The following is a 12,684-nucleotide window of genomic DNA, read 5'->3' on the forward strand; positions in this document are numbered from 1 at the left end:
TCGTACGATCCGCGTCCTTTTAAGCGGCTACTACGGCTTCGGCAACGTGGGCGACGAAGCCATCCTCAGCGGCCTCAGCGCGGGGCTTAAGGCGCGCGGCTTCGAGGTCACGGCGCTGTCGGGGGCGCCGCGCGCGACGGAGGCGCTGCACGGGGTGCGCGCCGCACACCGCGTGCGCGCCCTTCTCCCCGCCCTGCTGCAGCACGACGCCCTCATCTCGGGGGGCGGGGGGTTGCTGCAAGACCGCACGAGCGCGCGCAGCCTGCGCTACTACCTCGGGGTGCTCGCGCTCGCGCGCCGGCTCGGCAAACGGGCGGTCGTCTACGGACAATCGGTGGGCCCACTCAGCCCGGCGGGTCAGCGCGCCGTCGCGAGCACCCTGCGGGGGCTCCCGGTCGCGGTGCGCGACGAGGCCTCGAGGGAGCTGCTGTACACCCTCGGCGTCCCCGCCGCCCTCACCGCCGACGCCGCGCTCCTCCTCCCGCGCCCTCGCGTGACCCCTGGCGGCGACGCCCCCGTCCTCCTCATCCCGCGCGGCGGTTTCCCCGAAGCGACCGCGACGCTCGTCGCGCTCGGCAAGCGCCTCGCCGCCGCTGGTCTGCGCGTCGCGGCGATGAGCGTTCAGGCCGCCGAAGACGACGCCCCCGTACGGGCGCTCGCGGCGCATGTGAGTGGCCTCGAGCCCCTGCGCGCCGACACGGTCACCGCGGCGCTAGCGCACGTCGCGCGCAGCCGCGCGGTCGTCTCCGTGCGGCTGCACGGCCTCGTGTTCGCGGCGCTCGCCGAGCGGCCCTTTTACGCGCTCGCCTACGACCCCAAGGTGACGGCTTTTATGCAGGAAGTGGGGACGCGCGCCTACCCCTTGCGCGCCGACACGGCGCAGCTCTTTGACGACGTGCTGCGCGGCGCGCGGCCGCCGGCGTGCGCGCCCTTGCGGCGCCGCGCCGCAGCCGGTTTGGACTGGCTCGAGGCGCAGCTGAAACGACCCTAAAGGGCTCCTCAAACCGCCCCTATGCGCGTCTCACCCCGCACCGGTAGGCTAGAGGCGTGTCCGCCCCGCTCCGCCCCCTTTACCGCTCCCTGCTCCTCGCCGCGCTCGGGTGGGGCGCCTGGGCCGCCGCATCGGCACCTACCCTGCAGGGGGAGCTGAGCGCCCTTCGCGAACTCCTCGCCGAGGGCTACTACGCGCTCGCCGCCCAGGTCGAGGGGCCGCGGGTCGTCGCGGCCTTTCCGGAGAGCCTCGAGGCGCGCCTCCTCTACGCGCGCGCGCTTCTGCTCGTCGGCAACCCCGACGCGGCGGGCGAGGTGCTAAGCGCCCTGGGCTCCGCCCCGCAAGCGCCCGACGCGTTGCACCTCAGCGCCCTCGTGCGCGCCGCTCAGGGCGACACCGAGGGCGCGGCCGAACTCCTGCGCGCAGCTTTTGAAACCTCCCCCAGCTACGACGTCGCGATGGACTGGGGGCAGGTGGCGTGGCAGGGTGGACACTTCGAGGAGGCCGAGCGCGCCTACCGCGCCGCGATGACGACCCCCAAGGGGCGGCACGAGCCCTGGCCGACGCTCAACATTGCCCGGCTGCAACTCATGCAAGGCCGCTTCGAGGAGGCCGTCGAGAGCCTCAACACGACCCTGGACATCCTCGAGGACGACACCGCCCTCCTCCCTTCCCCCGCCTACATCGAGGCGTTTTACCGCCTCGGCGAAGCGCACGAGGCGCTCGGCGACCTCGAGGGGGCGGTCTCGCACTATCAGGCCGCGCGCAGCGTCGACCCGGACTTCGCCCCCGCCAGGGAGGCGCTGCGCCGACTGGGGAGCCCATGACGCCCCGACGACACCGCCAAGCGCAGGAAGTGTAGGAATCCCCACCGACTTCCGAGACGCGATCGACGACGATATAAATAGTGTAGTGCACGGGGTGCTGAGCCGTCTGGGGCAGACGTCAGCACCGAGAAGGAGGCCCCACATGCTAAGCATCTCCGAACACATCGCGCCGCAAAACTGCGACACCCCCGAGGTCGTGCCGAGCACCCTCGCGCACCCCACGCGGACGCTCGAGCCGGGCGGCATCCTCTATGAGGCGGGCCGCGAGGCGAGCTCACTCTACATCGTCAATAGCGGCGTGCTCAAAGCCGTCGTGCCGACCTCGCTGGGGCGCGACCGCATCGCCGACCTGCACGGCCCCGGCGATGTCTTAGGGCTTGCTGCTATCGACGGTAGCACCCACGCCGAGACCATCCAAGCCGTCCACGACGCCTGCTTAACGCCGCTCGACCCGCAGCAGGCGATGAACGACCGGCGCTTGCGCGACTACATCCTGCGGAGCATGGCGCGGCAGCTGCGCCGCAGCCGCGAAGCCATCGACGACGCCGAGCTGCCCGTCGGCGCCCGCGTCACCCGCGCTTTCCTGCGCCTGACCGAGCGCTTCGGCCAAGCCTCGGACAGCGGCGAGGGCGTCAAGCTCCCCCTCGCTCTTACCCACGAAGACCTCGCCTCACTCACGGGCTCCTCGCGCGTGACCATCACCCGCATCTTGGGCGAGCTGCGCCAAGAGGGCGCGCTCTCGGGCACCCGCGGCGTCTACCTTGCCAACCCCAAAGTCCTCGAGGCGGCCACCGACCACTACGTGATGCAGGTCATCTGAACCCAGCCACCTCGAGCTCGGAACCCGTGCTGCGACGCAGCACGGGTTTTTTTTGGCGTACGCTTGGCGAGCGTAAAGACCGCTACGCGATGTCGGCGAGCGCGGCGCCCAGCAGCTCACACCCGGTCGCGACGTCTTCGGACGAAACGTTGAGGTGCGGAGCGACGCGGCTCACGTTGCCGTAGCGCCCCCCTTTGCCGATCAGCAGCCCCCGTTTGCGCGCGGCAGCGACGAGCGCGTTCGCCCGTTCCGGGTCCGGCGTCTTCGTCCCCGGCTGCACCATCTCAAACGCTTGCATAAGCCCCATACCGCGCACGTCACCGATAAAGTCGTAGCGCTCAGCCTGCTCCTCCATAAAGGCACGCAGGGCGCCCCCTTGCACTTCGGCGTTTTCCCACAAGCGGTGTTTTTCGATGTAGCTGATCGTCGCATAGGCTTGCGCCATCGACACGGGGTTGCCACCGTAGGTCGAGAGCGTAAGGCCGCTCATCGCTTCGGCCACCTCCGGCGTCATGATCGTGCAGCCGACCGGCGCGCCGTTGGCGATCCCCTTGGCGAACGTCATGATGTCGGGCTCAACCCCCCAGTGTTCGATCCCGCACCAGTAGCGTCCCGTCCGGCCCCAGCCGGTCTGCACCTCGTCGACGATAAGCACGCCACCCGCGGCTTTCACGAGCGGCAAGATGCGTTTAAAGTAGTCTTTGGGCAGCACCACGAAACCGCCCACCCCTTGGATCGGTTCGGCGATAAAGGCGGCGATGCGACCGTCCGTGCAGGTCGCCAAGAAGTCCTCAAAGTCGGCGACCAAAAAGTCCAGGTACGCCTCCTCGCTCATCCCCTCGGGGCGGCGGTACATGTTGGGGCTCCTGACGTGTTTGATGGTGCCGTCGTACACCCCGCCGAGCCGCCAGTTGGCGTGCGCGGTCATCGACATCATCGCGCTGCTGCGTCCCGAATAGGCGTGGCGCAGGGCGATGATATCGGTGTTGCCGGTGTAGACGCGGGCGGCGAGGATGGCCATCTCGTCGGCTTCGGTGCCCGAGTTGGTGAAAAAGCACTTCTGCAACCGACCGGGGGTGATCTCGGCGATCTTCTCGGCGACGTTGAGGGTGACCTCGTTGAGGTAGAGGGTGCTGGTGTGGCCTAGGCGCTTCATCTGCGCGTAGGTCGCCTCGACGACCTCGTCGTTGCAGTGCCCCACGGAGATCGTGAGGATCCCCCCGAAAAAGTCCAGGTAGCGCCGGCCCTCGATGTCCCAGACGTACTGGTCTTTCGCGCGCTCGACCGCTAGGGGTTCGTCGCCGTAGTAGAGCATGTTGCTCAAACTAGGGATTAAAAACCGCTGCTGCCGCTCCCGCAGGTCCTGGGTCTTGCTGGCGGTGGTCGTCATAGCACCCTCCTCAAAGCGCGAAGAACTGCCGTGAGAGCTACTCTAGCACTTGTGGGAACGCCGTCGGGCGGGAGCGCTTGACGGTGCTCTCAGGTAGCGTCGCAGAGCGTGATGCGGTGCCCCGAGCAGGTCTCTAGAAGCCTCGCGAAAACGAGCTATGCTGCCGCTCACGACGTTGGCACCTGAGACGTTGGCACCTGACCCTGAAGCGTCCAGGCGGTAGCGTGGCGTAACGCCGACGTACTCCCTAAGTCACGGGCGCGCCCTGCACGCCTAGCGCCGGTAGCAGTCGAGGTCGTGCGGGGCGTCAGCGCGCGACCACCTCGGGGATGCGAGAGCCGTTCGCAGTCGCCACCCCCGTACGGCGCCGAGCCCATCGGCTTAAGCGCGACTTGTCCCCTGCAGAGCGGCCCCGTTTCAGGTGCTGCCAGGTACGCGCCCGAACGCCCGCAGCAGGTGGTACGGGACGTCACACCGCGCCCTTTTTTCGGCGCGCGAGCAGTTTGCGCAGCTCGTCGGCGATGAGGAGCACGGGAGCCCACACAATGACCCCTAGCCAGTCGCGCGGGCTCAGCGCGGCCGTACCAAAAACGCGCTGCAGTGGGGGCAAGTAGACGATGAAAGCTAGAAGGACGAGCTCGCTCGCTACACCCGCCCAAGCCAAGCGGTTGGAAAAGAACCCTCGTTGCAAGATGGAGAGCCGCTCCGTGCGGTGGGCGAACAGGTTACCGACCTGGGTCATCACCACGGTAGCCAGCGCCACCGTGGTAGCGAGCCGGTAGAGCGGACCGCTATCGGGTACGCCGAACCAGCTCCCGGCGTAGCCGCTCCGCCAGTAGAAGCTGTAAAAGGCGGCCATGACCGCGACGCTTTGCAAGGGGCCGAGCCAGAGGTAGGCGCGGGCGAGCAGCGCTGGCGAGATCAGGTGCTCTTCTCTCCGGCGCGGCGGTCGGTCCATCACCCCGGGTTCGGGTCGTTCGGCGCCCAGCGCCAGGGCGGGCACCATGTCCGTCCCGAGGTCTACGGCGAGGATCTGCATGATATTGAGCGCGAGTGGGATGCGACCGCCGCTCAAGGCGAAAAGGACGAAGGGCACGGCCTCGGGCACGTTGCTGGTAAAGATGTAGGAGGTAAACCGCTTGATGTTGGCGTAGACCGCGCGCCCCTCCTCCACGGCGTTCACGATGGTGGCAAAGTTGTCGTCCAAGAGGATGAGGTCAGCAGCCTCCTTGGCGACGTCGCTACCGCTCTCACCCATAGCCACCCCGATGTCCGCGCGCTTTAATGCGGGCGCGTCGTTGACCCCGTCCCCCGTGACGGCGACCACGTGCCCCCGGCGCTTAAGCGCCTCTACCACGCGCAGCTTGTGCTCGGGCGCCATCCGCGCGAAGATCACGTCGCCCTCCAGCGCCGCCGCGAGCGCCTCTTCGGACATGGTGTCGACCTCGCTGCCCGTGACGATGCGCCCCCCCGGACCCCGGAGGATACCGATCCGGCGAGCGATGCTCTGAGCCGTGAGACCGTAATCACCCGTGATCATGATCACGCGGATACCCGCGCGGTGGCAGGTGGCCACCGCCGCCGCCACTTCGGGGCGTGGCGGGTCCATCATGGCGACGAGGCCGAGAAAGGTGAGCTCCCGTTCGACGCCCTCCACGCTGAGCTCGAGGTCGCCGGGAAGATCGCGCTGCGCGACGGCCAGGACGCGCAAACCCTCGGCGGCGAAGCGGTCGGTGGCGGCCTCGATACGCGCCCGCAGAGGTGCACTGAGCGCGTGCGGCCGTCCGGCATGCCAGACATGGGTGCACAACTCGAGCACCTCTTTGGGCGCCCCCTTGACGTACACGCGGCGACCTCCGGCTAGCTCGTGCACCGTGCTCATACGCTTGCGCCGCGACTCGAAAGGTAGCGTGCGCAGGCGAGGGTAGCGCGCCGTTTCACGCTCCAAGTCCACCCCGCCCTTGGCCGCTACCACCAGCAACGCTGCCTCGGTCGGGTCGCCGAGCGCTGTCCAATGCGTGGCGGGCGCTTCTGGCGGCACCACGCGGGCGTCCGTACAGAGCGCTGCGGCGAGCAGGAGGGCGCGGAGTTCCTCGTCGTCCTGTGCCCGCATCACGCGCGCCCCTTCCATGATCGTCCCGCCTGGCGCGTAGCCTTCACCCGTGACGCGCAACGTGCGTCCACCCAACCAGAGCGCCCGCACCGTCATCTCGTTCTGCGTCAGCGTGCCCGTCTTGTCCGTGCAGATGACTGTCGTGCAGCCGAGCGTCTCGACCGCTGAGAGGCGTTTGACGAGCGCGTGGCGCGCCGCCATCCGCTGCACCCCCATCGCCAACGCGAGGGTCACGGTAGGCAGGAGGCCCTCCGGGACGAAGGCGACGATCATACCGAGCGAGAAGATCAGCGCTTGGGCAAGCGGCATCGTACCGAGAAGGGTGGCCAGCAAGAAAAAGATCACGCCAACGCCTACGGCAAGGGCGCTGACGACCTGGGTGACGTGGGCGATCTCCCGCTGTAACGGGCTGAGGTCTTCACCCATGCTCCCCGTGAGGTGGGCGATGTGACCGAACTCGGTAGCCATGCCGGTGGCGATGACCACGGCCTTGCCCGTGCCCGTGGTGACGCTCGTACCCGCGAAGATCAGGTTAGGCAGCTCGGTGTGCGCGAGGCCGGCGCGCGTGACCTGCTCCGCCGTCTTACGCACGGCGTGAGATTCGCCGCTCAGGGTGGACTGATCCACCCATAGCTCGGTCTCCTCGACGAGGCGGGCGTCGGCTGAGACGTTTTCCCCTGCGGCGATGAGCATGACGTCGCCGGGTACGAGCGTCTCGGCGGCGATCTCCCGCACTGTCCCCTCACGTAGGACCCGGGCGCGTCGTGGCAAGAGTTTGCGCAGCGCCTCGGTGGCCCGCTCCGCGCGGTACTCCTGCCAGAAGCTGAAAACGCCATTGATCACGACCACCAGCCAGATGGCGAGCGCGAGCTGTGGCAGCCGCGCCGCCAGCGCCAGCGCTCCCCCCAACCAGAGGAGGAGGGCCATGAGGTGGGTGAAGTTGGCGAGCAACGCTCGCGTCAGCGGTTTGCGCTCGGCCTCTTGTAGGCGGTTGGGGCCGTAACGCTCGAGGCGCGCTTGCGCCTCGGTTTCGGTGAGACCCGTGGGGCGCGTGTCGAGAGCACCGTACACGTCGTCTGCAAGCAGCCTGTGCACCTGCAGCTCGGACGCGCCCACAGAACGCGGCGTGGCTTTCACCCGCGCCTCCTCACCGGTACGCCACCCCTACCCCGACGACCCGAGAAGGCGGCAGCGTATCCTGGGTGCCGCCTTCTCCAACGACGCGGGCCTTGCGGTAGGCTGCACCCCTCTCGCGAAAAGCCCGAGCCCGGGGTACCGGGGACGGAGCCAGCGGTGGGTTCCCGCCCCCCCTGGGGCAGCTCTGCCGCGCGCGGAGGCCGAACAAGCGGGGTGCAGCCGGCTTTCGAGCAAGGTGCCTTTGGGCCCGCTTCAGATCGCCGCTGCGATGAGGTCTCGGTGCCAAAGACGCCCAGCGCGACCCGCCTCGTCTCCTTTTCAAAGGCTATGCTCGGCGCTGTGGCACCGAGGTGAGGAGGTTGCGCTTGACGTTTCACGTTCCCCCGTCTCCATCCCCTTTAGCGAACTCAAGGCACACCTCAACGCGGGTGAACCGTCGTTCTAGAGCGACATCCTAGGCAGTCTGGCGGGGCGGTGGTATCTCGGAAAGTCCGACAAAGGGGTAGGAGTATCGCGGACACCGAGGCAACCCCCTTGACGTGACCCTAGTAAACCTGAGGTCGGGGGATGTGCGTCAGGCTGAGAGGGAAGAGGACGTGAGAAAGGCTCACAGCCCCTCGCTGCTCTTCACTCGTCTCGAGGTCTCATCGCTGTAGGCCCTTCACGAGAGGTCGCGTTTAAGCCGCCCCAACTCCTCCTGGCCAATCTCGCCCTTCGCGCAACGCTCACGCGCGATGTTCCAGGGCCTTGTCCTTGCCCGACGCACCGCCACCCGGCTATCGACCCGCATCCCGCCTTACGCCTCGCGTCACCGGTAGTGCGGCATCTCGCTGAGCTGCGAGGCTCTCACCACCTTAACCGCGCGCTCCCTGGCAGAAATGCACCTCCGCTTCGCGCAATTTGCTGGTCATCTCTTCAAGCTTGTACGCTTCACTCGGCACCCCTCCCGGAGCCGTGTGGCACCCTCATCGCGCCCGGTCTCCTGGGATCATCCGTGTCACTCGGGCCGACCGCAGGTGTGAGCGGGACGCCAAATGAAAGGGACGGGGCGCTGTTCCTTCCCCGTCCAAACCGACTGTTGTGTGGTGGAGCCTATCAGATTCGAACTGATGACCCCCTGCTTGCAAAGCAGGTGCTCTCCCAGCTGAGCTAAGGCCCCGCGGCAGCAAGGTAGTTTACTGGTCTAGAGCCCTTTGCGTCAAGCCGCCGCGGACGAACGCGCCGCGTTAGGGGACGGGCGCCCCGCGGGCCGCCTCGAGCAGCCGGTACCACTCCGTGCGCGTCAGCGTCACCTCGTCGGCGCGGACCGAGTCGGCCAGGCGGTCTACTTTGAGCGTTCCCAAGATCGGTTGGATGGGGGCCGGGTGACGCAGCAGCCACGCGAGCGCCACGGCCTCCTTCGTGGTGCCCTTCTCCTCGGCGAGCTGCGCAATCAACGCTGCCGCGCTCCGCACGTTTTCAGGCGCGTCATCAGCGGGGTTGAAGAGCCGCCCCCCTGCGACCGGCGACCACGCCTGGATCAAGATGTCGTGCAGGCGGCAGTACTCGAGCGTCTCGGCGGTGTTGGCGTAGACCGCCGCCGTCTGGTTGACCAAGATGCCGCTGCTAATCAGGTGGTGGTGCAGCAAGTTGAGCTCGAGCTGATTGACCACCAAAGGCTTGTCCAGGTGCTTTTGCAGCAGCGCGATCTGCATGGGGCTATGGTTGCTGACACCGAAGTAGCGCACCCGCCCCTCCCTATACAGGTAGTCGGCGGCGCGCGCGACCTCCTCTAGGTCGGCGAGCGGGTCCGGCCGGTGAAAGGCGAGCAGGTCGACGTAGTCGGTGCCGAGGCGTTTTAAGCTCGCCTCGACCGTGCCGACGAGGTGCTCGTACGAAAAGTCGTAGCGTCCGGGGGGGCCGTAGTCGGGGTCGGCACCGACGATGATCCCCGCTTTTTGCTGCAAGACGAGCTTTTCGCGCAGCCCGGGGTTGTGCTGAAGCGCGTAACCCACGGCCTCGTCGGACTTACCTAGCGTGTAGATGTCAGCCAAGTCGATGTGGTTGATCCCGTACTCAAAAGCCGCGACCAACAGGGCATTCGCCCGCTCCTTGAGCTCACCCGAAAGGGGCGTTTTGTCCCAGCTCCCGCCCAGGTGCCAGGTGCCGTAGGCGAGGCGGCTGACCTCGAGGTCGGTGTGGGGGATGCGGTAGGTCTTCATGGGGCGGCCTCCTCTATGGGCGCCGAGCCGGGGCTCGCTCCGCTCACTATAACGCGGCGGCCCACGAAACCCGCGCCCCAGGCGGCTGAAGCTCCCTTTACAGGGGACGGGCTATACTTGGGCCGATGAGACACCTTGCCGTTTTGACGAGTGGAGGCGACGCGCCCGGGATGAACGCCGCGATCCGCGCGGTCGTGCGCACGGCGATCTACCGGGGGCGTACGGTTTCGGGGGTTTACAGGGGCTATCAGGGGCTCATTAATGGCGACATCCACGAGCTCGGCGCCCGCAGCGTCGCCAATATCATCCAGCGCGGCGGCACGATGCTCCGCAGCGCCCGCAGCATGCCCTTTATGACCCCCGAGGGCCGCGCGCAAGCGGCTGAGAACCTGCGCCGACACGGCGTCGAGGGGCTCATCGTCATCGGTGGCGACGGCTCGTTTCGGGGGGCGCACGCGCTCTCGCAGGAGCACGGCGTGCCGGTGATCGGCATCCCCGGTACCATCGACAACGACATCTACGGCACAGACGTCACCATCGGCTTTAACACGGCGCTCAACATCGCCACCGAGGCCATCGACCGGCTGCGCGACACGGCGGCGAGCCACGACCGCCTCTTTCTGGTCGAGGTGATGGGGCGCCACGCCGGCCACATCGCCCTTAACGTGGGGCTCGCCGGCGGGGCCGAGGCCATCTTGCTCCCCGAGGTGCCGCACGACCTCGACGAGGTGGTCTCATCGATCGTCGAGGCCCAAGCGCGCGGCAAGTCGTCGTCGATCATCGTCGTCGCCGAGGGCGCCTACGAGGGGGGCGCGATGCACCTCAAAGAGAAGATCGAGGCGGCCTGCGGTTACGAGGTGCGCACGAGCATCTTGGGGCACATGCAGCGGGGCGGTTCACCGACGACGCGCGACCGGGTGCTCGCCAGCAGGCTCGGCTACGCCGCTGTCGAGGCGCTGTTGGAGGGTCAGCAGGGTGTCATGGCCGGGGTCGACAAACGCGGGACGGTCTTCGTCCCCCTCGAGGACACCTGGAGCAAGCAAAAGGAGATCGACTGGCAGCTCTTCGAGATCGCTAAGGTGCTCGCCGTCTAACGCCTAGCGGCGCGCCCGCCGCCGTCGACGGGCGGTCACCAGGGCCCGCACACCCAGGACCGCACGTCACCATGCAGGGCAGCCGACGCCGAGACGACTGCCCCGGGCTCATGGCCGCAGCGCCCAGAGCTGAGGCTACGCCCCGCTAGGCCCCAGACGTCGTCCTAGACATCTTCTAGTTCTAGACATCGTCGCTGACGTAGACGCGGTCGAAGTCGCTGGCCAGCTGCAGCCTTTCGTGGAGCGCCCGCGCGCGCTCGAGGAGCCCGCGCAGCGTCTCGGTGTCCTGCGCCAGCGCCGCGAGCACCTCCCGCCGCTCCGCGTCATCCGCGCCCTCGAGCCGCTTTTGTAACGCCTCCGCCCGAAAGGCCGCGCTCAGGACCTGGAGCGATTCGGCAGCCGAGCGGTAAGCCCGCAGCGTCGCCTCGACGTCTTCCATCGTGTTCACCCCTTCCTCGCTTTGTAGTTTAGGGGAAACCGCAAAGGGGCGACGAGGTTCGTCGGTGTTTTTCGGGCGGCCGCGTCGACGTCTATCTCACGAGCCCGTGACGAGCACGCTGTACCCTAGGGCATGTTTACGCACCTTCTCGTCCCCGTCAGTCGCACCGAGGCCGTGGGGCGGGCGCTCGAGGTCGCCCTCGCGCTGGCGCAACCCGCACAGAGCCGGGTGACGCTGCTCCACGTGGTCGAACGCCTTCAGGACACCGACGACGAAGAGCCCTGCGACGAAACCGATGAGGCCTTCGGCAGCTTTTACGAGCGGCTCGAGCAGCAGGCGGCGCGCGACCTGGAGACCGCCGGCGAACGCTTTCGCGGCGCGGGGGTGGCGCTCTACACCAAAGTGCTTCTGGGAACGCGCGTCGAGACCCTGGTGCAGTACACCCACGAACACGACGTCGACCTCGTCGTGATGCAGTCACACCCCGTCGACCCCGCCGACCCGGCGAGGGGGTGGAACACGATCAGCTACAAGGTGGCGCTCTTGGCGCCCTGTCCGGTGCTGCTCGTTAAATAAGCACCCGTCCTCCAGCTCCCGTTTCACAGGGCGCGAAGGCGACACGAGCGGTGTTCGGTTCGAACACATAGAACCCTTGCGCCCCAGGCATCATCGGTCTGTCTCGGAGCTTGCCAAAGGCGCGTCACTGCGATGCCGTCTGCGCGCCGTTCCGCTGACCTATTGAAAACACCGCCGGCCTCTTTGCGACCCGTGAGGCGTCGAGAGGGCTGAAAAACGTCTCGGAAAGGACCCCTTATGGCTCACGACGCCGAGCTCGCCGCCGAACACGAACCCGAAGCGATCCGCGAACGCCTTGCCGCGACGCGGCGGCACTCCTACCTCGGCGACGCCGTCTTGGGCGGCATCGACGGCTGCGTGACGACCTTTGCCGTCGTGGCGGGCACGGTGGGGGGCGGCTTTTCGGACGCGGTGGCGCTCGTGTTGGGGCTCGCCAACCTCATCGCAGACGGCTTTAGCATGGCGGTGAGCAACTATCAAAACGCGCAGAGCCAACGCGAGGCGCTTTTAGACACCCGCCGCACCGAGGAGCGGCACATCGCGGCGGTACCCGAGGGCGAACGCGAGGAGGTGCGGCAGCTTTTTGCGGCCAAAGGGTTCACCGGCGAGGCCCTCGAGGAGATCGTCCGCGTCATCACGCAAGACCGGCAGCTGTGGGTCAACACCATGCTCACCGAAGAGCACGGTCTGGCTCTCGAGGGGCCAAAGCCGCTGCGGGCCGCGCTGGCGACCTTCGCGGCTTTTTTGCTGGTCGGCGCCCTGCCGCTCCTGCCCTTTCTCCTCCCCGGCCTGGAGCGGTCAGAGACCTTTGCCTTAAGCGCCGGGGTCACGGGGTTGGCCTTTTTCGGGATCGGTGCCGCCAAGGGCTGGGTCGTCGGGCGCCCCTTGCTGCGCGCGGGGGTGCAGACGCTGCTCCTTGGGGGGGCGGCGGCGGCGCTCGCCTATCTCGTCGGCTACTGGCTGCGCACGACCTTCGGGATCTAGGCGCGCGAGGCGTGCCGCAAAGGGGTGACAAGGCCCGCGAGCCCCGCGCTACGGAGAAACGCCGCGCACCACCCTCGCGCTTCCCTGGCAGCTCCGCTGCTCTTCGCAAGTA

Annotated in this window: 10 protein-coding genes and 1 tRNA gene; 6 read left to right on the forward strand and 5 right to left on the reverse strand. The window is 67.7% G+C overall.

From position 1 onward, the window contains the following. Positions 1 to 7: 7 nt before the first annotated feature. From csaB to TRAD_RS09695, 3 genes are all read left to right on the forward strand, one after another. On the forward strand, positions 8 to 991 hold the full coding sequence (gene csaB, locus TRAD_RS09685) for a polysaccharide pyruvyl transferase CsaB (RefSeq protein WP_013178436.1): 984 nt from the start codon (positions 8 to 10) through the stop codon (positions 989 to 991). A 56-nt stretch (positions 992 to 1,047) separates the two neighbouring features. Beyond that, positions 1,048 to 1,818 (forward strand): tetratricopeptide repeat protein, encoded by a 771-nt coding sequence (locus tag TRAD_RS09690; RefSeq protein ID WP_013178437.1) that lies wholly within the window; start codon positions 1,048 to 1,050, stop codon positions 1,816 to 1,818. Positions 1,819 to 1,960: 142 nt separating this feature from the next. Beyond that, positions 1,961 to 2,638: a Crp/Fnr family transcriptional regulator gene (locus TRAD_RS09695; protein ID WP_013178438.1), complete on the forward strand. Its 678-nt coding sequence runs from the start codon at positions 1,961 to 1,963 to the stop codon at positions 2,636 to 2,638. An 82-nt stretch (positions 2,639 to 2,720) separates the two neighbouring features. Here the strand turns inward: TRAD_RS09695 and TRAD_RS09700 are convergent, their stop codons facing one another. From TRAD_RS09700 to TRAD_RS09715, 4 genes are all read right to left on the reverse strand, one after another. After that, positions 2,721 to 4,028 carry an aspartate aminotransferase family protein gene (locus TRAD_RS09700; RefSeq protein WP_013178439.1) on the reverse strand — a complete coding sequence of 436 codons (1,308 nt, stop codon included), beginning with the start codon at positions 4,026 to 4,028 and terminating at the stop codon, positions 2,721 to 2,723. Between the two features lie 469 nt (positions 4,029 to 4,497). Then, positions 4,498 to 7,278 (reverse strand): cation-translocating P-type ATPase, encoded by a 2,781-nt coding sequence (locus TRAD_RS09705; protein ID WP_013178440.1) that lies wholly within the window; start codon positions 7,276 to 7,278, stop codon positions 4,498 to 4,500. A 1,083-nt stretch (positions 7,279 to 8,361) separates the two neighbouring features. Beyond that, positions 8,362 to 8,437, reverse strand: a tRNA-Ala gene (locus tag TRAD_RS09710). Positions 8,438 to 8,504: 67 nt separating this feature from the next. Beyond that, the gene (locus TRAD_RS09715) at positions 8,505 to 9,479 is read right to left on the reverse strand and encodes an aldo/keto reductase (protein WP_013178441.1); all 975 of its coding nucleotides are present in this window, start codon (positions 9,477 to 9,479) and stop codon (positions 8,505 to 8,507) included. A gap of 125 nt (positions 9,480 to 9,604) precedes the next feature. On the opposite strand from TRAD_RS09715, the gene pfkA reads away from it, so the two are divergent. Then, positions 9,605 to 10,573 (forward strand): 6-phosphofructokinase, encoded by a 969-nt coding sequence (gene pfkA / locus TRAD_RS09720; RefSeq protein ID WP_013178442.1) that lies wholly within the window; start codon positions 9,605 to 9,607, stop codon positions 10,571 to 10,573. A 181-nt stretch (positions 10,574 to 10,754) separates the two neighbouring features. Here pfkA and TRAD_RS09725 read toward each other — a convergent pair whose 3' ends face one another. After that, positions 10,755 to 11,012 (reverse strand): hypothetical protein, encoded by a 258-nt coding sequence (locus TRAD_RS09725; RefSeq protein WP_013178443.1) that lies wholly within the window; start codon positions 11,010 to 11,012, stop codon positions 10,755 to 10,757. 132 nt (positions 11,013 to 11,144) lie between these two features. On the opposite strand from TRAD_RS09725, the gene TRAD_RS09730 reads away from it, so the two are divergent. Next, positions 11,145 to 11,588 (forward strand): universal stress protein, encoded by a 444-nt coding sequence (locus tag TRAD_RS09730; RefSeq protein ID WP_013178444.1) that lies wholly within the window; start codon positions 11,145 to 11,147, stop codon positions 11,586 to 11,588. Positions 11,589 to 11,825: 237 nt separating this feature from the next. Further along, positions 11,826 to 12,572, forward strand: coding sequence for a VIT1/CCC1 transporter family protein (locus TRAD_RS09735; RefSeq protein WP_013178445.1), 747 nt, complete (start codon positions 11,826 to 11,828; stop codon positions 12,570 to 12,572). Positions 12,573 to 12,684: the final 112 nt, after the last annotated feature.

The sequence above is a fragment of the Truepera radiovictrix DSM 17093 genome (assembly GCF_000092425.1).
Classification (GTDB): Bacteria; Deinococcota; Deinococci; order Deinococcales; family Trueperaceae; genus Truepera; species Truepera radiovictrix.

Coding starts and splice junctions, on each gene's coding strand:
- TRAD_RS09695 (WP_013178438.1), top strand. CDS start 1,961: ATGCTAAGCATCTCCGAACACATCGCGCCGCAAAACTGCGACACCCCC.
- TRAD_RS09700 (WP_013178439.1), bottom strand. CDS start 4,028: ATGACGACCACCGCCAGCAAGACCCAGGACCTGCGGGAGCGGCAGCAG.
- TRAD_RS09715 (WP_013178441.1), bottom strand. CDS start 9,479: ATGAAGACCTACCGCATCCCCCACACCGACCTCGAGGTCAGCCGCCTC.
- pfkA (WP_013178442.1), top strand. CDS start 9,605: ATGAGACACCTTGCCGTTTTGACGAGTGGAGGCGACGCGCCCGGGATG.
- TRAD_RS09725 (WP_013178443.1), bottom strand. CDS start 11,012: ATGGAAGACGTCGAGGCGACGCTGCGGGCTTACCGCTCGGCTGCCGAA.
- TRAD_RS09730 (WP_013178444.1), top strand. CDS start 11,145: ATGTTTACGCACCTTCTCGTCCCCGTCAGTCGCACCGAGGCCGTGGGG.
- TRAD_RS09735 (WP_013178445.1), top strand. CDS start 11,826: ATGGCTCACGACGCCGAGCTCGCCGCCGAACACGAACCCGAAGCGATC.